13 protein-coding genes are annotated in these 21,446 nt (G+C 64.0%); 8 read left to right on the top strand and 5 right to left on the bottom strand.

The window, feature by feature from the left end; all coding sequences use genetic code 11:
• Positions 1-98 precede the first annotated feature (98 nt).
• The gene (locus ACR9ZC_RS05900; RefSeq protein WP_481579506.1) at positions 99-1,226 is read right to left on the bottom strand and encodes a P-loop NTPase family protein; all 1,128 of its coding nucleotides are present in this window, start codon (positions 1,224-1,226) and stop codon (positions 99-101) included.
• Positions 1,227-1,410: 184 nt separating this feature from the next.
• On the opposite strand from ACR9ZC_RS05900, the gene ACR9ZC_RS05895 reads away from it, so the two are divergent.
• The 3 genes from ACR9ZC_RS05895 to pbpC all read left to right on the top strand — a co-directional run bounded on the left by ACR9ZC_RS05895 (position 1,411) and on the right by pbpC (position 10,568).
• The gene (locus tag ACR9ZC_RS05895; RefSeq protein ID WP_331573896.1) at positions 1,411-1,845 is read left to right on the top strand and encodes a hypothetical protein; all 435 of its coding nucleotides are present in this window, start codon (positions 1,411-1,413) and stop codon (positions 1,843-1,845) included.
• 247 nt (positions 1,846-2,092) lie between these two features.
• On the top strand, positions 2,093-8,248 hold the full coding sequence (locus ACR9ZC_RS05890) for an alpha-2-macroglobulin family protein (protein WP_481579505.1): 6,156 nt from the start codon (positions 2,093-2,095) through the stop codon (positions 8,246-8,248).
• 43 nt (positions 8,249-8,291) lie between these two features.
• Complete coding sequence (gene pbpC / locus ACR9ZC_RS05885; protein WP_481579504.1) at positions 8,292-10,568, top strand: penicillin-binding protein 1C; 2,277 nt, start codon at positions 8,292-8,294, stop codon at positions 10,566-10,568.
• Positions 10,569-10,578: 10 nt separating this feature from the next.
• Here the strand turns inward: pbpC and ACR9ZC_RS05880 are convergent, their stop codons facing one another.
• The 4 genes from ACR9ZC_RS05880 to ACR9ZC_RS05865 all read right to left on the bottom strand — a co-directional run bounded on the left by ACR9ZC_RS05880 (position 10,579) and on the right by ACR9ZC_RS05865 (position 15,695).
• The gene (locus ACR9ZC_RS05880; RefSeq protein WP_481579503.1) at positions 10,579-10,974 is read right to left on the bottom strand and encodes a hypothetical protein; all 396 of its coding nucleotides are present in this window, start codon (positions 10,972-10,974) and stop codon (positions 10,579-10,581) included.
• 642 nt (positions 10,975-11,616) lie between these two features.
• Positions 11,617-12,291 (bottom strand): HAD family hydrolase, encoded by a 675-nt coding sequence (locus ACR9ZC_RS05875; RefSeq protein ID WP_440561735.1) that lies wholly within the window; start codon positions 12,289-12,291, stop codon positions 11,617-11,619.
• A 100-nt stretch (positions 12,292-12,391) separates the two neighbouring features.
• Complete coding sequence (locus ACR9ZC_RS05870) at positions 12,392-15,166, bottom strand: outer membrane protein assembly factor BamB family protein (protein ID WP_481579502.1); 2,775 nt, start codon at positions 15,164-15,166, stop codon at positions 12,392-12,394.
• Between the two features lie 73 nt (positions 15,167-15,239).
• Positions 15,240-15,695, bottom strand: a complete 456-nt coding sequence (locus ACR9ZC_RS05865) for a MarR family winged helix-turn-helix transcriptional regulator (protein ID WP_173260486.1) — start codon at positions 15,693-15,695, stop codon at positions 15,240-15,242.
• 150 nt (positions 15,696-15,845) lie between these two features.
• Here ACR9ZC_RS05865 and ACR9ZC_RS05860 point away from each other — a divergent pair, with 150 nt between their 5' ends.
• The 5 genes from ACR9ZC_RS05860 to ACR9ZC_RS05840 all read left to right on the top strand — a co-directional run bounded on the left by ACR9ZC_RS05860 (position 15,846) and on the right by ACR9ZC_RS05840 (position 21,425).
• Positions 15,846-16,340 (top strand): flavin reductase family protein, encoded by a 495-nt coding sequence (locus tag ACR9ZC_RS05860; RefSeq protein ID WP_481579501.1) that lies wholly within the window; start codon positions 15,846-15,848, stop codon positions 16,338-16,340.
• A gap of 91 nt (positions 16,341-16,431) precedes the next feature.
• On the top strand, positions 16,432-17,673 hold the full coding sequence (locus ACR9ZC_RS05855) for an acyl-CoA dehydrogenase family protein (protein WP_481579500.1): 1,242 nt from the start codon (positions 16,432-16,434) through the stop codon (positions 17,671-17,673).
• Between the two features lie 20 nt (positions 17,674-17,693).
• Positions 17,694-18,686: an amidohydrolase family protein gene (locus tag ACR9ZC_RS05850; protein ID WP_481579733.1), complete on the top strand. Its 993-nt coding sequence runs from the start codon at positions 17,694-17,696 to the stop codon at positions 18,684-18,686.
• Positions 18,687-18,762: 76 nt separating this feature from the next.
• Positions 18,763-20,133 carry an MFS transporter gene (locus ACR9ZC_RS05845; RefSeq protein ID WP_481579499.1) on the top strand — a complete coding sequence of 457 codons (1,371 nt, stop codon included), beginning with the start codon at positions 18,763-18,765 and terminating at the stop codon, positions 20,131-20,133.
• Positions 20,134-20,201: 68 nt separating this feature from the next.
• Positions 20,202-21,425, top strand: a complete 1,224-nt coding sequence (locus ACR9ZC_RS05840) for a porin (protein ID WP_481579498.1) — start codon at positions 20,202-20,204, stop codon at positions 21,423-21,425.
• The last annotated feature ends 21 nt before the right edge of the window (positions 21,426-21,446 follow it).

The following is a 21,446-nucleotide window of genomic DNA, read 5'->3' as shown; positions in this document are numbered from 1 at the left end:
TGCTACACGCAACGACTGGCCTGAAAGCCTGAGGGCCTGAGGGCTTGAAGTTGCTCGAATCGTTGGGCCACGCATAGCGCACTGGTGCGCGTTGCCGTTCAGTCGACGATATTGCGCACCCAGTCCGCAAAACTCTCGTTCTCGAATTCGTAGACATCGCGCGGAGTCTTCGCCACGACCGTCTTTTCCGCAAGCCGGGCCAACGCCTTTTGAATGTGCGTCGGCTGCAAGTCGTCGATACCCACGCGCTTGCGGATTTTGATCAGCGTCGCTTTCGCGAAGGGTTTCATCGAAGGATCGTCCGCGAACATCCGCACGAGTACGCGCTCGGTCGCATCGAGCGAATTCCAGGTCCCCTCGTGATTCTCGGTGCGCGCCAACTTCTCCTGCTGCATCGCAATGGCTTCGGGAAACGTCAGCGCCGGACTCATCATCAGTGCAAGCACGGTTTCCATCAAAGGCTCCGGGCGCCGCCCGAACAACTCGAAGGCATCGCGCGCCGCCGTTGTATCGAGCCTGCGCTTCGTCGATTCCCTGAACCGCCGGGCGATGTAATCGACGAACTCGTCGCCGAGCAATGGGAAGTCCTGCACCGTACTCGCGGCCGAGTAGAGCGGCGCATTCGCATTCGTGAACACATGACCGAGCTTCGTGCGCGAAGAACCCGTAAACAACATGCGAAGCCGGCGCTGATGCTTCGTCAGCGTCGTGCGCAGCGCGCGCGCCATTTCCTCGCCCTCCTTGCTGCGGCCGAGCGATTGCGCCTCATCGATCAGAAACAGCACCGGCCGGCGCTTCGTCAACTCCGCAACGAGCGCATCGATCAAAAGCGCCGTATCCCCGATCTCCCGCTTGTGATCGTCTTCGAGTTCGATATGGCCTTCGAGCGTGGCGCCGGCGAACTCGGCCTTACCCTTGAGCGATTTGACGGGCGCCTGCAGCCGCGCCAGGACCTTTTCGAGCAGCGAATGCGGCTCCAACGCCTCTTCGAGCGAACGCGCGAGGGCGGCCCCCGGCGTTTGCCGCGTTTGCCAGAGGTCGGCGTACACTACGGTGTAGCCCGCGCTTTCGGCCAGCGGTTTGAGGTCCCGCAAGAGAAACGCTGTCTTGCCGGTACGGCGCGGCGCGAAAATCGTCGTCGACGTGACGAGCCCGGCGTCCAGCGTGGCGAGATAGGCGCTCGCCAGCTCGGGCCGCGGGAAGTGCCACAGTTCCGTCAATTCCATGGAGTTATCCACAATTATCCAGAGGATGGGTAATTATACCTGAAATGGATAATTTCGGATAACCTCGTGCGGCCTGCCGGATTTCGTTACATCTCTTACGGACTCCGGACCGTTGAGCAACATTTGCCTTTCGGCGGCTCGCTATACTGCGCGCCGTTATTCAAACAAAGACGAAAGGCCTCATATGTTGAAGAAAAACGTTCGGATTGCCGCCTTCGCGGCGTTGGCTGCGTTGAGCTCGCTGCCGGCATTCGCCGGCGATTTGAACAATGCGCTCGGCGGTGCACTGGGTGGCGCTGCCGGCGCAGCCGTTGGCGGCGCAGTCGGCGGCAGCACCGGCTCGGTCATCGGCGGTGCCGTGGGCGGCGGCGCAGGCGGGGCCATCACTTCGAATCGCCGCGAACGCACGGGTGCGATCGTCGGCGGCGCGCTGGGCGGCGGCACAGGCGCGGCGGCAGGCAATGCGCTGGGCGGGCGCACCGGCGGCATCATCGGTGCGGCCGCTGGCGGCGGAGCCGGCTCGGCGCTCGGCGGCCACATCTCGCGCGCGAATTCGTATTCCAACGATTACGGCGCTCACCGCGGCCGGCACCATCGCAAGCACCACTACCGCGACTGACGTCATGCCGCTGACGGCTGTCCCAACAGGGGCGGCCGTCGTCGCATTTGCCGGTCGAAAGCGAACCAGGCCGACCGGCGGCTATCTTCCTCCTTGCCCGCTTTGTCCTGTCACTGGACAGCCTTGTCTCCCCGATAGTCTTTTAGAATCTCACGCATCGTAGCGCTACCGACCAAATTGTGGAGGGCGGTAGTGCTCGTCTTGCGGCTCAATCGATAAATCGAAGAAGTAAAACGGAGCGCGGTCGATGCAGAACAACAAGATCGGGATGGGGTGCCGATGGGCCGCCGCGGCAGTCGCGGCATTGGCGCTCATGGCGGCAGCGGGGTGGCGGGCCGAGGCTGCCCGCGTGACGCGCGTCACGCCGCAAGGCAAGGTGGCGCAGGCCCGGCAGGTCGTCGTCAAGTTCGACGAAGCCATGGCGGCGTTCGGTTCGCCCGATGCACCCGCGCCGGCACGTGTCAAGTGCAACGATCCCTCGGCCAGCGCCGGCCACGCGCGCTGGATAGACGACAAGACCTGGGCCTGGGATTTCAACGCCGATTTGCCGCCGGGCGTGTCGTGCACCGTCGATCTGGGCGACGGACTGAAATCGGCAGCAGGCAATGCGCTGAAAGGCCCCAGGCACTTCACGTTCGAAACGGGCGGGCCGTCCGTCAAATCGATCGAGCCGTCGGGCGGCGAGATCGAAGAGGATCAGGCGTTCGTGCTGCGGCTCAACGGCCCGGCGACGGCGGACTCGGTGCAACGGAACATCTGGTGCGAATCGAGCGGGCTGGGCAACCGCATTCCGGTCAAGAACGTCGATGCGGCGACACGCGCCGCGCTTCTGAAGCGATTTGTGCTGCAAAAGGAAGCGGCGCAGGTATTGACCTTGCAATGCCAGCAGGCGCTGCCGTCCGGGACGAACGCGCAACTCGTCTACGGCAAAGGGATCGCGAGCCCGAGCGGCCTCGTCAACGATGTCGAACGCCGCTTCGACTATACGGTGCGCGAACCTTTTTCGGCCGGCTTCAGCTGCGAGCGCGAAAACGCCAAAGCACCTTGTACCCCCTTGCGGCCGGTTCGGCTGCAGTTCAATGCGCCGATCTCGCGAGCCGATGCCGAGGCGTTCCGTATGAAAGGCCCGAACGGCGACATGAAGCCGTCGTTCTCGCCCGATGACAACGATCCGCAAACGAACACGGTCGAATTCGCGGCGCCGCTGCCCGAGCGAGCGGAGCTGATCATCCGTGCGCCCTCCAACTTGAAGGACGTGAGCGGCCGGGCGCTGGCCAACGCCGATCTTTTCCCGCTCAAAACCATGACGGCGCCCATGCCGCCGCTCGCGAAGTTTTCATCGGGGACATTCGGCATCATCGAGCGCTATGCGGAGCCGGACACGCCGGCGCTCGTGCCGATCACGCTGCGCAATGTGGAGGCGGACCTGCACGTCGATGGGCTCAACGCGGGCAATGCGCAGTTCGCGAAGATGCGGGTCGAGGCCGATCGCGACATTCGACGCTGGATGCGCAACGTCGACCGGTTCGACGGCTTCACCGAAGACCGCAAGTGGATCGATGAGCATATGCCCGGGCTGCTGACGCACAACCCGCATCCGGTCACGATCCCGCGCACCGGCGGCACCGACGACGCCAAGCAGGATCGCAAGAATCCGCAAATCGACCTGCGCTCGCTCTCGCTGCTTGCCGGTCAACAGAACATCGAAACGCTGACGCTGCCTAAAGCGGACCCGAAGACGTTGCGTCCGTTCGAAGTAGTCGGCATTCCCGTGGCGAAGCCCGGCTTTTATGTCATCGAACTGGCCTCGCCCGCACTGGGGGCGTCGCTGCTCGGCAAGAAGGCGCCGATGTACGTGCGTACCGCGGTCCTCGTGACGAATCTGGGCGTGCATTTCAAGCGTGGGCGCGCGAACAGCGTCGTATGGGTGACCACGCTCGATCGTGGGCAGCCGGTGCCCAATGCCGATATTCGCGTGAGCGATTGCAACGGCGACGAACTCGCTTCGGGCAGGACCGATGTCAACGGAGTCATGAAGACCGATGGGCCGCTCGACGCTCGCGCGAAATGCCGGGACGACAGCTTCGAGGGCCTGTTCATATCGGCCCGCGTCGACGATCCGAAAACAGGCCGCGATATGGCCTTCGTTCGATCGGATTGGAATCGCGGCATCGAGGCCTGGCGCTTCAACGTGCCCACCGATACGAGCGCGCAAGAGACGGTACGCGCCCATACGGTCTTCGATCGGACGCTGCTGCGCGCGGGCGAGACGGTTTCGATGAAGCATATGATCCGCGTGGAGACCATGCAGGGTCTCGCTTTTCCCAAGCGCTATCCGTCGCGCGTGACGATTCGTCATCTTGGCAGCGGACAGACGTGGCGCATGCCGCTCAAATGGACAGCCGATCATACGGCGGATTCCACGTTCGCCATTCCGGCCTCGGCAAAGCTCGGGGAATACAGCGTCTCGCTGGACGATGTCGATCCCGCCGCAAACGCCTCGAAAGATGCCGGCAAGAATAGCGGCCAAGGCGACAGTGCCGGCAACCGCGAGAACAGCGACGAAGCCACCGATAGCGAAGACAGTGACGACGATTCGGGCGAGCACGCTGGCCCCAGCTACGCATCGGGCAGCTTCCGCGTAGAGGAATTTCGGCTGCCGGTATTCAAAGGCACGATCGCCGTGCGCGACGAAAAGGTTCATCCCCTCGTGGCGGCCAAGTCGGCACCGCTTGCCTTGCAGATCGAGTACACGTCCGGTGGCGGCGCATCGGGCTTGCCGGTACAGGTCTCCGCGTTGACCCGGCGCACGTCGCCGACCTTTGCCGACACCTATCCGGAGTTCAGCTTCGAGCCCTATGTGCCCCGCAACGATGCCGGCACATCGGAATCGTCGGACGACGAGGCCAGCGCACGCGACTCGGGCGACGACGGTTCGAAGCTGATTGCGGACAAGCAACCCGTGACGCTCGATCGCAACGGCGCCGGCAGCCTCACGCTGAAGGACATCCCGTCCGTCGATGGGCCGAAGAGCCTCGTCTTGGAGGCCACGTTCGCGGACCCGAATGGCGAGGTTCAAACGATCAGCGGCAATGCAACGCTCTGGCCGGCCGCCGTCGTGGCGGGCGTGAAGTCCGGGCAATGGGTGTCCGTCGGCAATGCGGTGCCGATCAAGGCGATCGCCGTCGATCTGCAAGGCAAGCCCCGTGCCGGCGTGCCGCTCGAGGTACGCGGTATTGCGCGGATCACGATCTCATCGCGCAAGCGCATGGTCGGCGGCTTCTATGCCTATGACAATCGCACCGAGACCAAGGACCTCGGCACGCTCTGCAGCGGCAAGAGCGACGACCATGGCCTCATGAGCTGCGATGCCAAGATCAAGGAAGCCGGCAATGTCGATCTCGTCGTGACGGCGAAAGACGGCGACGGCAACGCGTCGACGGCCTCGACATCGATCTGGGTCACGCGCGAAGACGAGCTCTGGTTCGGGGGAGAGAACACCGATCGCATCGACGTATTGCCGGAAAAGACCGCTTACGAACCCGGCGAGACGGCCCGCTTTCAAGTGCGCATGCCGTTTCGCTTCGCCACGGCACTCGTTGCCGTGGAGCGGGAAGGCATTATCGAAACGCACGTCGTGAAGCTCGACGGCAAGGATCCGACCGTCACGCTGAAAGTGAATCCGGCATGGGGACCGAACGTCTATGTCTCGGTCTTGGCGCTGCGTGGGCGGATTCATGAAGTGCCCTGGTATTCGTTTTTCACGTGGGGCTGGAAAGCGCCGCTCGCATGGGCGAGGGCGTTCTGGTACGAAGGCAGGCGGTATGAAGCGCCGACGCCGCTCGTCGATTTGTCGAAACCGGCATTCCGATACGGCCTGACCGAGATCAAGGTCGGCACCGCGGCTCACAAGCTCGCGGTCACCGTCACGCCGGATGCGAAGTCCTATACGGTGCGCGGCAAGGCGCATGTGAAGCTGCGCGTGCGGATGCCGGGCGGCAAGGCGGCGCCGGCGGGCACGCAGATCGCCGTTGCGGCCGTGGACGAAGCGCTGCTCGAGTTGATGCCCAACGAAAGCTGGGACGTGCTCGATGCCATGCTGCAGCGGCGTGCATACGGGGTGGAGACGGCCACGGCGCAGATGGAGATCGTCGGGCGTCGCCATTTCGGACGCAAGGCGGTGCCCGCGGGTGGAGGCGGGGGGCATGGCGCGACGCGCGAGCTCTTCGATACGCTGCTGCTGTGGAATCCGCGCGTGACGCTCGATGCGAACGGAGAGGCATTCGTCGACGTGCCGCTCAACGATTCGCTCACGAGCTTTCGCATCGTCGCAATCGCGGCCGTGGGCGACGGCACGTTCGGCACGGGCGCCGCATCGATCAGGAGTACTCAGGATCTGCAGCTGATCTCAGGGTTGCCGCCGCTCGTGCGCGAGGGCGACCGCTTTCGTGCGCAGTTCACCGTGCGCAACACGACTACGCGCGCGATGAGCGTCGTTGTCACGCCGAGCGTGAAGGGCCTCGATTTGCCCCCGCAGACCGTGCAGGTCGGACCCGACTCGGCACGCGAGGTCGCGTGGCTCGTGACGCCGCCGGACGGCACCGCCGAGGCGACGCCTGCCGCGCTGACATGGAGTATCGGAGCCACGGAACAAGGCGGGCCGCACGCTTCGGATGCCTTGAAAGTGATGCAACGGGTGGATGCGGCGATACCGGTGACGGTGCAGCAGGCGACGCTCGTTCAGATCGACGGTACCTATTCGCTGCCGGTCGCCGCGCCGCCGAATGCCACCGCCACACAGGCGGGCGCATTGCGCGGCGGCATAGCCGTGTCGCTGCAATCGAAGCTTTCCGACGGCATGCCCGGCGTGCGCCGATGGTTCGAGCGTTATCCGTACAGGTGTCTGGAGCAGCAAACCTCGCTCGCGCTCGGACTGCGCGATGCGGCGCAATGGCAGGCTGTCGTGGCGAGGATGCCTGTCTACCTGGACCGCGACGGCCTTGCCAACTACTTCCCGCCCAGCGACGACAGCGGTAATACCGGCAGCACGACGTTGACGGCCTACTTGCTCGACGCGAGCGACGAAGCAGCGAGGCTCGATGCGCGTTTCGCGCTGCCCGACGATCTGCGCGCCAAGCTCGAGGGCGGGCTCGTCAACTTCGTGGAAGGGCGGATCGAGCGCAATACGTGGGCGCCGCGCAAGGATCTCGACCTGCGCAAGCTGGCGGCGATCGAAGCGCTGTCGCGTTACGGCTTCGCGCGGGCGGGTATGCTCGATTCGATCGAGATCGCGCCGAACCAATGGCCGACGTCCGCGGTGCTCGACTACTACGCGATCCTGTCGCGGGTGAAAGACATCGCGCGGCGCGACGAAAAGCTCGCGCAGGTGGAGCAGATCGTTCGCTCGCGTCTCACCTACCAGGGCACGCGCCTGACTTTTTCGACGGCCGACACCGACGACCTCTGGTGGCTGATGGAGGGCCCCGAGAGCAATGCCGCACGCACCGTGCTGACGTTCGTCGACAAACCCGATTGGAAAGACGACATGCCGCGACTTCTCGCCGGTCTGCTTGCGTTGCAACAGCATGGGGCATGGCAGACGACGACGGCGAACCTGCTCGGCTCGTTTGCCGTCGAGCGGTTTTCGCGCGCGTTCGAAAGCGTCGCCGTGACGGGGAAGACGAAGCTGGAGTTCGGGCCGAACGCGAGTACCGTCGCATGGGGCCAGCCCGCTGCCGCGGCAACGGCGGGATCGTCGGTTTCGGCGCGATCGGCGGCGCACGCGACGGCTTCGGCGGCTACGGCTGCCACCAAAACGGCCGATACGCGCGCTCAGCTGTTGGCGTGGCCGCCCGAGGCGCGCAGCGCACCGGTCCCGTTGACGATCACGCATGAGGGGACCGGCAAGCCGTGGGCCACCGTCGAGAGCCTGGCCGCCGTCGAGCTGAAGGCGCCGTTTGCCGCGGGCTATCGGATCGCGAAGACGGTGACGCCTGTCGATCCCGCGGTCAAAGGCGTCACTACTCGCGGCGACATCGTGCGGGTGCATCTCGATATCGATGCCCAGACGGACATGACATGGGTTGTCGTCGATGACCCCGTTCCGGCCGGCGCGACGATTCTCGGCTCGGGCCTCGGGCGCGATTCGGAGGCCGCCACCGTGGGAGAAAAGGCGCAACGCGGCGCATGGCCTGATTTCGTCGAACGTGGCTACGATGGCTATCGTGCCTATTACAGCTATGTGCCCAAGGGCAAGTTCTCCGTCGAATACACGGTCCGGCTCAACAACGTCGGTACGTTCGGCCTGCCGCCGACGCGTGTCGAAGCGCTTTACGCGCCGTCGAGTTTTGGCGTTTTGCCGAATGCAGCGATCGTCGTCCAACCGCCCGCGCCGGCGAAATGACCGGGAGCGAGGGACGATGCGTCGGCACGCGATCGAGGGCAATATGTTCAGGTTGAAAGCGTGGCGCGTTGCGATGATTCGCCCGCTCGTCGTGCTGACGCTCGCGATGCCGCTTGCCGCGCACGCGCTCCCGTCGTTCGAGACGGTGCGCAGCCAATGGCGCAGTTCGGATTGGGTGCTCGTGTCGCGCGACGGGGTGCCGCTGCAGCGCACGCGAATCGACGATACCGAGCGGCGCGGCGAGTGGGTGGCGCTTGCCGACGTCTCGCCCGCCTTGCGCGAGGCGATCGTCGTGTCCGAGGACAAGCGCTTTTACGAACATAGCGGCGTCGATTGGCGCGGTGCCGCGGCCGCCGCATGGGGCAATCTGTGGAATACGCGCACGCGCGGGGCTTCCACTGTCACGATGCAGCTCACGGGGCTGCTCGATGACGAACGGCAACGTTCAGGACACCGAAACGTTACGGAAAAGGCGAAGCAGGCAGTCGGCGCGCTCTGGCTCGAACGGAGCTGGCGCAAGGATCAGATTCTCGAGGCGTACCTGAACCTCGTGCCGTTTCGGGGCGAGACGATCGGGCTGTCCGCGCTTTCAATCACGCTGTTCGGCAAGGCGCCTTCGGGTCTCGACGAACGCGAGGCAGCCGTTGCCGCCGCGTTGATTCGCTCGCCGAACGCTTCGCCCGCCAAGGTTGCCGCGCGCGCCTGCCGCATTCTGCGCGATATGAAGGCGCCCTCGGGCTGCGCTACCCTCGGCGGCTTCGTGCAACTCGCCTTCGCGCGGCCGGCTCCGGCCGTGCTGTCGGTTTCGCCCGAAACGCAGACGCTTGCGCCGCATTTTGCGCGTCGCGTCGCCAATGAGACGCATCCGGGCGCGGGTGCCCGAATCGTCACGACGCTCGACGCGAAACTTCAACGCTTCACGAACGAGATACTGACGCGCACGATCGTCGAGCTCAATGCACCGGCTCACCCGCGCAACGTGCACGATGCCGCGGCGGTCGTACTCGATAACGCGACGGGCGCGGTGTTGGCCTGGGTCGGTTCGTCGGGTGCGTTCTCGGGGGCGCGCGACGTCGATGCGGTGCTGGCGAGGCGCCAGGCCGGCTCGACCCTGAAGCCGTTTCTCTATGCGCAGGCGATCGCCGAGCGGCGACTCACGACGGCATCGTTGCTCGACGACGCACCGCTCGATCTGGCCGCGGGCGGTGGTCTTTATATCCCGCAAAACTACGACAAGGATTTCAAAGGCTGGGTCAGCGTGCGTACTGCGCTCGGTTCCTCGCTGAACGTGCCGGCCGTTCGCACGCTCGTGATGGTGACGCCGCATCGCTTCGCCATGACGCTGAGCGCGCTGGGTTTGCCGCTCACCGAAAGCGGCGACTATTACGGCTATTCGCTCGCGCTCGGCAGCGCGGACGTGACGCTCCTCTCGCTGACGAACGCTTATCGCGCGCTGGCCAACGGTGGAATCGTCGCGCCTACCTGCGATTTGCCCGGTTGCGCCCAACCGCCGGACCTGCGCTCGACACAGGCGGCAACGCGGGTGCTCAGCGCCGAGGCGAGCTACGTCGTGACGACGGTGCTGTCCGACAACAATGCCAGGACGCGCACGTTCGGCTTCGACAGTCCGCTGCATACGCGGTTTTTTTCGGCGGTGAAGACCGGCACGAGCAAGGACATGCGTGACAACTGGACCGTCGGGTTCACGTCGCGTTATACGGTGGGTGTCTGGGTCGGAAATGCCGATGGCGAGCCGATGTGGGACGTATCCGGTGTGACGGGCGCTTCGCCGATCTGGGCGGCGATTGTCGGGTATTTGCATCGACGGGTTCCGAGCGCGGCGCCTCGTCCGCCGAAAGGCGTCGTGCAAGCGCGCGTGAGCTTCGAGCGCAATATCGAGCCCGCTCGCGACGAATGGTTCATCAGCGGAACGCAGATGCCGGTGGTCGATCTGGCGGCGAATGCTGGATCGGCGGGTGAGCCCGCCATACACGCAATGGAGGCGCGGCGTGGTGTATCGCGCGATGTGCCTGGCGCGAACGGCGCGGCTCGCATCAACTCGCCCACCGACGGAACGCTGTTCGCGCTCGATCCCGATATTCCCCCCGCACGGCAGCGCATCGTTTTCGAACGTGCGCGCGGGGCCTCCGAGGCGAGCGTGTGGCGGCTCGATGGCAAGATGCTGGGCCATGGCGACCGCTTGACGTGGCTGCCGTGGCCGGGCCGCCATGTGCTCGAACTCGTCGACGCGGACGGATCGAGCGCCGATACGGTTCGCTTCGAAGTACGCGGCGCGGTGGCAAAAGGTAAAAAGCCCTAGCGTTCCTTGCCTACGGCAACGGCGGCGATTCAGAGGGTTCTCCCGAAAGCTCGGAAGCCCTCGCATACAACGCTTCCAACATCCGTCCCGAAGTACCGTCGTCGAGTTGCGAGATCAATTGGCTGATTCCCAGTGGGCCTTCGGATTTCGTCAGCGCTGGACGGCGGGCGAGCAGTTCGATCAGCTCAGGGCCATAGATGGACGCGTACCGGGAAAGTTGAGCCGGCGTATATCCCAGCTCGTGGACGAGCTGCGCCTGGTGGCGCGCGAGGGCCGCGATCGAACCGGCACCGGCTGCATGCCGGGCCGCGTCCGCGATCCCGATGCTGGTGAACCCTGCATGACGAAGCGCTTCGTCGTACTGGCGCATCGCGCCGACGATTTCCTCGAGGTCGGCACGTGGCATGAGCGATTGGATATCGATTGCCCGGTAGCCCCGTCGCTCCAACCATTCGCGATTGTCGTGCAGGACGCGTGCGGCTGTTGGACGATTCGATTCGCCCGCGAGAGAAACGAGATGTTCGAGCGTTGCATGCGAATAAGTAGGCTGTGCGAGTTCCTCGTACGGCGGACCCGGCGGGTCGGCGGACGCCGCTCCGTCTGTTCGAGGATGGCGGAACGCAACCCGCGTGTGGTGCCCCGCTTGCCGCGCCGGCGGAGGGCGTCCGCCCGGCGTCAACGATTCTCGTTTGGAAGCACCATGAGCTTCGCTGTGCGGGCCAGAATCGACGGGACTTCCGTCGTGATTGTCGCTATTCACCGCCCGGCGGGCGCCGTCGCTGTTCACGGGTCCGACGCCGGTCATGGATGAGCCCTCCTGAATGCACTGCGGCGAGTGTAGCCGCGGCTCGCCAGCACAAGGCGCGCGGTGCGAAGCCGGGCGGCCGAAAGCGAATTTGCGCACGCCGTGCGGCAAGGGGACCGCTACTATCGTTATTCGCTCGCGTTCGACAGTTCGATACAGACCACCGCAACGGGCAGTTCGCCGTCTGCGCGGTGTGGCCGATCAGGGGCGAGTGAAGCTTTCGGTGGGACGTCTGATCTTCGATTACGGGCGCGCAGCCACTTCATCCAGATGCGCGAGCAAGTCGGCCGGGTCCTCATAAACGCGCAGCGCGCCGGCTTTTTCGAGTTCCTCGGTCCCATACCCGCCCGATAGCAAGCCGACACCGAGCGCGCGGCAACGGCGGGCCGCGAGCATATCCCAGACACTGTCGCCCACCACGACAGCGGTCTCGATCGATACACCGAGACGTTCGGCCGCCGCGATGAAGAGATCGGGATCGGGTTTGGCGTGCTTGACCTGATCGCGCGTGACGACCACCGTCGTGCCCGGATCGACACCGAGCGATTCGAGGTTCAGTGCCGCCGTTTCCATGCGCCCGCTCGTGGCAATGGCCCATCGGATGTTGGCACGCGTCAATGCCTTCAGCAGTTCGACCGCACCGGGCAGCGGTCTCACCTGCGCATGCAGCCGTTGATAGGCCGCGGCATGGGCCTGGCGCAGCCGCTCGACACGATCCGCGGTGAACTCGTCGTGCGTTTCGCGCAGCAACTGATTGACGAACAGTCCGCCGCTCATGCCAATCTTGCGATGAATGCGCCACACGGACAGATCGATGCCCTCGGCATCGAGCGCTTCCTTCCAGGCAAGCACGTGCTGATAGACGCTATCGACGAGCGTACCGTCGAGATCGAACAGAAACGATGTCTCGATGCGCATGAAAGCCCTCGTCCGGAATCCCGAAAAAAACAAGCATACGCCAGATACGGAGCGAATCGGCAGCGGACCTTTCGTTCGCCCGCTGCCGCCTCGTTCACGGTCACGGCAAGCTGTAAGCGATCACCGCATCCCCGGTACGCGTGCCGAGCGAGCCATGGCCGCCCGCGGTCACCAGCACGTATTGCTTGCCTTTCGAGTCGGCGTAAGTCATGGGTGTCGCTTGCCCGCCGGCCGGCAGGCGCGCCTGCCAAAGCTTCTTGCCGGTGCCGAGGTCGTAGGCGCGCACATAGTAGTCGAGCGTGCCGGAGAGGAATCCAACGCCGCCGGCCGTAACGATCGTCCCGCCGAGACTCGGCACGCCGAGCTTGAACGGCAACGGCACGGGGGCACTGTCGCGAATCGTGCCGTTCTTGTGCTGCCAGACGATCTTGCCCGTCGTGAGATCGACCCCGGAGACGTAGCCCCATGGCGGCGCCTGACACGGAATGCCGAGCGGCGAGAGAAACGGCTTGAGCTCGATCGCAAACGGGTCGCCGGCGGCAATCTTGATCCCGCTCGTTTCGCTGCCATGCTGGTGTTCGAGCGCAGGCACCTTGTCGCGCGGAATCAGTTTCGAGATGAACGCCATGTAGTTGGGATTCGCAAACAATATCTGCTTGCTGGGGTCGACGGAAATCCCGCCCCAGTCGAACGCGCCGAAGTTGCCGGGGAACACGAGCGTGCCTTGCTCGGAGGGGGGCGTGAATGCGCCGTCGTAGCGCAGCGAACGAAAATCGATGCGGCACCAGAGCTGGTCGTATGGCGTGGCGCCCCACATGTCGCGCTCCCGAACGCGGGGCGGATTGAAGTTGAGCGCCGAGACGGGCTGCGTCGGCGACGTGTGATCTCCAGGGGCCGCGCCCTGCGGTACCGGTGTTTCGGTGATCGGGATCAGCGGCTTGCCCGTTTGGCGATCGAGCACATAGATGCTGCCCTGCTTCGTCGAAGCGATGAGCGCGGGTTTCACGCCCTCTTGCGTTTGCAGATCCATCAGCGTGGGTTGGCCGCCGACGTCCATATCCCACAGATCGTGATGCGTGAATTGATAAACCCATTTCACGTGCCCCGTGGCGAGATCGAGCGCCGTCACGCCCGCGCCGAAGCGCTCGGCTTGCGGCGTGCGGTTGCCGCCCCATTGATCGGGCGTCTGATTGCCCATCGGCAGGTAGATCATGCCGAGGCGCTCATCCACGCTCGCCACGGTCCACATGTTCGGCGAATTGCGTGTGTAGGTCTGTCCCGGCGGGAGCGGCGCCGTGTCGTCGGGGCGGCCCGCGTCCCAGTTCCAGACGAGGTGGCCGTCGTGGACGTCGTACGCGCGCATGACGCCGCTCGGCTCGTTGGTCGACTCGTTGTCGGTCACGTGCCCGCCAATGATGACGAGGTTGCGCGTCACCATCGGCGGCGAAGTGGAGTAGTAACCGCCCGGGGTAAAAGATCCTATGTTGGCCCGCAAATCGACGGTGCCATGGTCGCCGAAGTCCTCGCAGGGTTTGCCGGTGTCGGCATCGAGTGCAATCAGGCGGGCATCGGCGGTCGGCAGGAAGATTCTGCGGGAACAGCTATGGGCCGGCGTGGCGCCGGCGGACGTTTGGGGCGCAGCCGTCGCTGTCGTTGCGCTCGCCTCGGATGCAGCGCTCGCTTCGCTCGAGGCGCTTGCTACGCTCGGCGCGCTCGCTTCGGAAGCTGCATTCGCGGCAGTCGCTTCGCTGGACGTACTCGCGGCACTTGCCGCACTCGCTTCGGACGACGCACTCCCTTGTACTGGTGCGCTCGCCTGCTCGGGCGCGCTCGCTTGCGCCGGCGCATTCGCCTCGGCGAACGCACTCGCCGCCGCGCTGGATTCGGCAGCGGTCGCCGGCACTGACGAATACGAAGCCTCGTCATAATACGAAACGCCCCTGCACGTCATGTGCTCGAAATGCGCAAAGCCGACAGGGCTCTGAATGTGCGGATCGAAACGCCACCGCACTGCGCCCGTAGCCGCATCGACCGCCAGTACCTTGCTGTGCGGCGTGCAAATGAAAAGCGTATCGCCGACTTTGATCGGCGTATCTTCGTCGGTCGTCTCGGTGGGATCGCCCGGGCCGCGCTGATCTCCCGTATGCAGTATCCAAGCCTGCTTCAACTGCCGGACGTTGTTCGGGGTGATCTGCGTGAGCGGCGAATAGCGGTCGCCATACTGGCTGCGGCCGTAGCTCGGCCAGTCGCCGGATGCAATGGGCGGTATGGGAGGCGGTTGCGGCACGTTGCGATCGAGCGCCAGCGTTCCATTCAGATCGTGCCGATCCGTGAACAGCGATGCGATGCCGGCGATCGCCGTGAGCGCGGCTACGACGACAAGCGCGAGGCATGCCGAGCGACGTAGACTCGCCACGCGAGGATCGTCGATCGTCGTTTCTGTTTCTCTTACCACCGCACCATCGGTTGACGCTGTCGTAGTCGTAGTCGTCGTGACGCGGCGGCGCGTGCGCGGCCATCGCGTGACGGTGGCGCCGCTCAGCGGTGTCAGCATCCATAAGCCGAGCAGCCACCAGATCCAGAGCCTCGGCACGAGAGGCCACCAGTCGAAACCGACCTCGGCGAGCGCCCAGATGGTCGAGCCGAGTAAAAACAGCGCGTAGAGCCATGCGGCGATGAGCCCGCGCCGTGCAAGCAGCAACACGGCCACGATGACGAGTGCAATGCCGCCTATCAGGTAATAGGCGGAGCCGCCGAGCGTGAGCAGCCTCACGCCGCCGGCCACGAGCGGAATGCCCAATACGAGCAGCACGATCGCCGTGATCCAGCGGCCGAGCCTGCAGTCGCACGATGTCGAACGGACTTCGGTTTGCATAGCGCACCTCGCAGCGATGAACGCCTGTACCGCGCAATTCATGTGCCACATCGCGCGGTGCCAACGAGCGCGCTTAGTCCAGCGATTCGTGCAATTCCTCTTCGAGCGTATCGAGCAGCACGTATATGTCGGTCAACGTTTTTTTCAGTGCCTTGAGCGCCGAAGGTGACAATTTGCTGACAGCGACCTGTTCGAAGTGCTGAGCGATCGGCATCAGCTCCTCGACGAGCGCGCGGCCCGAATCGGTGAGCGTGATGGCCACCGTGCGCGCATTGTTTTCAAGCCGGCTGCGCGAGACGAGCTTCATCTTCTCCATGGTCCCGACCAGGCGCGAAAGCGTCGAGAGTTCGACAGTCGTCATGCCGGCCAAATCGTTGAGCCGCTGGCCAGGCGTCTCCCACAGCGCGGCCATGACCCGATACATCGGCAGCGTGACCCCGTACGACGCAATGCGGCGGGAAAACAGCTCCCCCATGCGCACGCCCACTCTGTTGAGCAGATAGGGAAAGGAATCCGTCAATTTGTACACGGTCGGCACCCTCGGTAGTGATTGACGAATTCTATCAAAGCAACAGTTCCATCTACATCAATTTCATTGCCAACAGTTGCAAATGCAAATATAGTGGTTTCCACACGGTGCAGTGCAGCCCGGAACTCAGCCTTGCCTGGGACAGGAGACATGATGGAAACCCTAACCGCCCCGCTGGAGCAGATCGGCCCTTCGTTTCGAGCGGCCATGCGCCGGATTGCGTCGACGGTCACGATCGTGACTGCATCTGACGGCGCTCGTCGTCACGGCATGACGATGACGGCGGTCAGCTCGCTGTCGATGGATCCGCCATCGATGATCGTGTGCGTGAATCAGTCCACGTTTCTGCATGACATCCTCATCTCAGGCCGCGAGTTTTGCATCAATGTGCTCAAGCACGATCAGGCGGAACTCTCGGCGGCCTTCAGCGGCGCGAGTTCGCCTGATGAACGTTTCTTCATAGGCAGCTGGCTTCGGCATGCGGCCGGTCTCGATTACCTCGAGAACGCGCAGGCCAACATCTTTTGCAAAAAGGTCGCGGCGGTGCCCTACGGCACGCACACGATCTTCATCGGCATGGCCGACGAAGTCGTCCTCCACGACGACGCCCGTCCGCTGCTGTACCGCAACGCGGCCTACTGCTGAATCTCGCGTTGATCGCGCGCAACGTGTACCGCGCGTGTTTCTCACAGATTGCCCATTTGAAATTCGAAGTCCGACCATCGGAGGAAACGTCATGTTTGCCGTAGAGAACGAGCCGGCAGCGGCTGCATCGCGCGAAGCCGAGGCAAGCGAGCCCTCGATCGCAACGCTGCGCGAGCGCATTGCGGCGTTGAGCGCCACGCTCAAATCGCTCGCACCCAGTGTGGAGCGCGATCGTCGCGTACCGATGACGAGCATCGAGGCGCTACGCGAGGCGCGCTACTTCGATATCGTCAAGCCGAAGGCGTTCGGCGGCCTCGAGCGGGACTTTTCAATGCTGGTCGACTTGAACGTCGACCTCGCCAAATGGTGCGCATCCACGGCTTGGGTGGCGGGTCTGCTCGCGGCGCACCAATGGCTCGTCGGGTCGTTTCCGTTGCAGGCGCAACGCGACGTCTGGGAGGCGGACCCGGATGCGCTGATATGCGGCTCTTATGCGCCCGCGTGCCAGGCACAGCCGGCCGAGGGCGGCTATCGGATCAGTGGGCGGTGGAGCTTCGCGAGCGGATGCGATTGCGCCCAGTGGTCCCTGTGCGCCGCCATGTTGCCCGCAAACGGGGAGCGCGACAAACCTGCTCCGGCCTTCTTGCTGGTCCCCGCCGCGAACTATACGATCGACGATACCTGGCATGTCGTAGGGTTGGCGGGTACCGGAAGCAAGACCCTCGTGCTCGACGACGTATTCGTGCCCGCCCATCGCGTGCTGCTCTTCTCCGAGACGACGAGCGGACAGACGCCCGGCGCGGCGCTCTATCCCCATCACCCCGGTTTCTCGATTCCCATGCTGAGCACGATTCCTTCGTGCCTCGCATCCGTCGCGGTCGGGGCCGCGCAAGGGGCGCTCGAAGACTACCTGGAACGCACGGCCCGGCGCATCACGCGCGGCGCCGTGGCGGGTGCGCAGAATCGCATGGCCGAATTTGCGACGATCCAGTTGCGGGTGGCCGAGGCGACAGCCAGTGCCGAAGCCGCGCGACGGGGATTGCTGGCCGACCTGTGCGAGCGCGAAGCCACCGTCGCGCGCGGCGAGCGTGTTTCGGTCGAAGAGCGGATCCGCAGCCGCCTCGGCCAGGCGTTTGCCGTATCGCTCGCCATTCGCGCGACCGAGGCGCTGAATGCATCGACAGGCGGCCAGGGACTCGATCTCTCGCATCCGGTACAGCGCGCCTGGCGCGACGCGAATGCCGTGGGGCGGCATATCAGCATGAATTGGGACACAGTGGGCACCATGTACGGACAAATGGCGCTCGGCCTCGAACCCAAAGGGCAGTACTGATCGAATCAAAGGACAGCATGATGTCATTCAAAGCCACGAAAAAGATCGCGTTGGAGGAACACTTCGCGATCGAGGAGACGCTGCAGGATTCGGCAGGGTTCGTGCCGCCGTCGTATTGGGTCGAGCTCAGGCATCGATTGCTCGATATTCAAGAGCGGCGCATCGAGGAGATGGACCGCAACGGTATCGAAACGATGATCCTGTCGCTCAATGCGCCGGCCGTGCAGGCCGTCCCTGATCGACAGGCCGCCTATGACCTTTCGCGCCGGGCGAACGATTTCCTGGCGGAACAGATTGCAAAACGCCCCGACCGATTCAGGGGGTTTGCAGCGCTGCCGATGCAATCGCCCGAGCTCGCCTCGCGCGAGCTCGAACGTTGCGTCAAGGATTTCGGGTTCGTCGGCGCGCTCGTGAACGGCTTTTCCCAAGTGCAGGACAGCGATGCGGTGCTCTATTACGACCTGCCGCAGTTCCGCCCGTTCTGGGCGACGGTGCAGTCGCTCGATGTGCCGTTCTATCTTCACCCGCGCAATCCGTTGCCGACTCATGCATCGATCTACGAAGGCCATTCATGGCTGCTGGGCCCGACCTGGGCATTCGGTCAAGAGACGGCCGTCCATGCTTTGCGGCTCATGGGATCGGGCCTCTTCGACGACTACCCCGATCTCAAGATCATCCTCGGTCACTTGGGCGAAGGGCTGCCCTACAGCATGTGGCGTGTCGACAATCGCAACGCGTGGGTCAAGACAGCGCCTGCCTATCCGGCGAAAAAGCGCATTGCCGAGTATTTCCATGCCAACTTCTGGTTGACGACATCCGGAAATTTCCGCACGCAAACACTGGTGGATGCGATGTTGGAGATCGGTTGCGACCGCATCCTGTTCTCGGCGGACTGGCCGTTCGAAAACATCGACCATGCCGCGCAATGGTTCGATGCCGCTTCGATCAGCGACAACGATCGCATCAAGATCGGCAGGGCCAATGCGGCGAGGTTGTTCAAGATCGAGACATAAAGGCGCTTACGGAACGGCTTTCGTGCGCCGCGCGTTCCCTAAATCGAAAAAACAGCTCTACATGGAGTGAGACATCATGCAGGACACAACCATCGACGTACACGAGGAGTTGGCCAGTGCTCCCGTCGGCCGAATGCATGTGACGCTCGGCATCGTGCTGGCCCTGCTGACGTTGTTCGACGGCTACGACACCTTCAATCCGGCCTATGTGATTCATTATGTCCGCGGACCATGGGGGCTTTCGCTGCAACAGGCGGGCATGCTGGTTTCGAGCGGGCTTGTCGGGTTCCTCGTGGGCGCCGCGGTGCACGGCGTACTCGCCGATCGTTTCGGGCGTCGCATTACGCTGATCGTTGGGCTCTGGACGACGACGGTCTTCTCCATGCTGACCGCGCTCTTCGCCGATTCGTTCGCGAACTTCTGCACGTTGCGCATTCTGACCGGGCTGGGCCTCGGCGTATTGCTGCCGCTTTCCACCACCTATATCAACGAGCTTGCGCCGCGCCGCGTCGCCAATACGTTCGCCCTGTGGGGCGTCGCGCTCGGCTGGGCGAGCGGCGGGGCGGCCGCGGGTATCGTCGGCGTGCTCGTGACGCCCCATACCGGTTGGCAAGGCCTCTATTGGGTCGGCTCGCTTTCGCTGCTGCTGATTCCGTTCGTGCATCGATACCTGCCCGAATCGCCGAAGTTCGCGCTGCTGCGCGGCGACGATGCCGAGGTGAAATCCATCCTCGCCAAACTCAGGCCGGAGCGTGCCGAGGCCTACAGCCGATATCCCGTCGGCCGGCCGGCGACCGATACGAGGACGTCGGTACTGGCGCTGCTGGACAAGCCTTATCGGAAGTTGTCGATTGCTATCTGGACGACGAGCTTTTTGAGTCTCTTTTGTATTTTCGGACTGTCCGGATGGATTCCGACACTGATGCAGGCGCGCGGCGAAAGTTTCGGTGCGAGCTTCGCATTCGGGGCGTCGATGCAAGTCACGTCGTTTGTCGGCGCACTGGTTTGCGGGCACCTCGTCGATCGCTTTCAGCATCCGCGTTATTGGCTGTGCGCGTGGTCGCTCGGCGGCGCAGCATCGGTGCTGGTGCTCATCCTTTTCCACTCGCACTGGGTCAACCTCGTTTGCAGCGCCATGGCGGGCTTCTGCATCATCGGCGGGCAGTTCGTGCTCAATAACTTCACGGCCGCATCCTACGAGACGCGCATGCGCGCAACGGCGGTCGGGATGGAACTGGCGGTCGGGCGGCTGGGGGCGATTCTGGGACCGTTCATCGGTGGCGCATTGCAACAGCTATTCGGCGGCTCGGGCGCGATGCTGGCCGCGATCTGCATGGCTGCCGCCGGAGCGGCCGCGAGCGTACTGGCGGCGACGAAAACGACCGGGCTCGGTCCGGACGACGCCGGTGCAGCCGAGCCCACCGCGGTCAATATCGCACACGGATAGACGTATCGCGGCAGAGCGACGGGGTTCGACCAGAACTATTAATTAGGACTACTAACGGAGACGCAGTCATGAAGAAGATTTTGTCCGGCGGTGCCATTGCCGTTGCCGCCGTCGCGGCGCATGCCCAAAGCAGCGTAGTGCTTTACGGCATCGTCGATGTGGGGGTGAGCTACCAGAACAATGCCCAGACGGGCAAAACCGGCGGTCACTTGAACGGCGCGAGCCAGTTTGCGATGACGGACGCGCACGCCACCGGCATGTCGGGAAGCCGTTGGGGTTTGCGGGGATCGGAAGATCTCGGCGGCGGATTGAACGCGTTGTTCGTCCTCGAAAACGGCTTCATGGTCAACAACGGCACGCTGGCGCAAGGCGGCGCGGAGTTCGGGCGCCAGGCCTACGTGGGGCTTTCATCGACGCGATGGGGCACGCTCAGCGCCGGGCGCCAATACGATTCGGTCGTCGATTCGGTCCAGACGTTCTCGGCGCCTTACTTTGCCGGGTATATGTCGTCGCATGTCGGCGATATCGACAATCTCGCCAACACGAACCGCATCAATAACGCGATCAAGTACACGTCGCCATCGTTTCATGGCGTCAAAGCCACTGCGCTGTACAGCTTCGGCGGCGTCGCCGGTAGCCAGGGGCGCAACCAGATATTGTCGCTCGGCGTGCGCTACGACGGCGGCCCGATCTCGGCGGGCGCGGGTTATTTGAACGCGCGCAACCCGAACGTTTCCTTCTATGGCAATACGCCGAACAAAGGGTTGGCGAGCGCCGACAATCTCGGCTCGCCCGGTTCGGCGACAGCGCCGCAGGCGTCTCCTGCCATCGCGGGCTACGCATCGGCCAGTACGCTGGAAATCATGGGCCTCGGCGCGGCCTATACGTTCGGTTCGACGACGGTCAATGCGGTCGCGACACAGACGCGTTTCGACGGTCTGGGCTCCGCGTCCGGACCGAACCCGTTCCATTACTCGGGCAATGCCGCCTTCACGAGTGTCGAAATCGGCGTGCGCCATACGTTCGGGCCGGCGTTGATGTTGGGAACGGCCTTCGATTACACGCGGCGCAATTCTGTCGATGGCGACGGCGGTGCGAAGTATATGCAGCTCAATTTAGTCGCTGACTATTTGCTGTCGAAACGCACCGATGTCTATGGGTTGCTCGCGTTGCAACGCGCAACGGGACGCGATTCGCTGGCGCAGCCGGCTGTGGCCTCGATCAGCGGCTTTACCGCTTCGGCCACCCAGCGCCAAATGGGGTTGCGCGTCGGCATTCGTCATAAGTTTTGAAGGACTATATTGGTTGTCGGG

It is taken from the genome of Trinickia sp. HAY1-2D (genome assembly GCF_056754935.1).
Note: the sequence above shows the minus strand (reverse complement) of the source record. Positions and strands in the feature narration are given on the sequence as shown.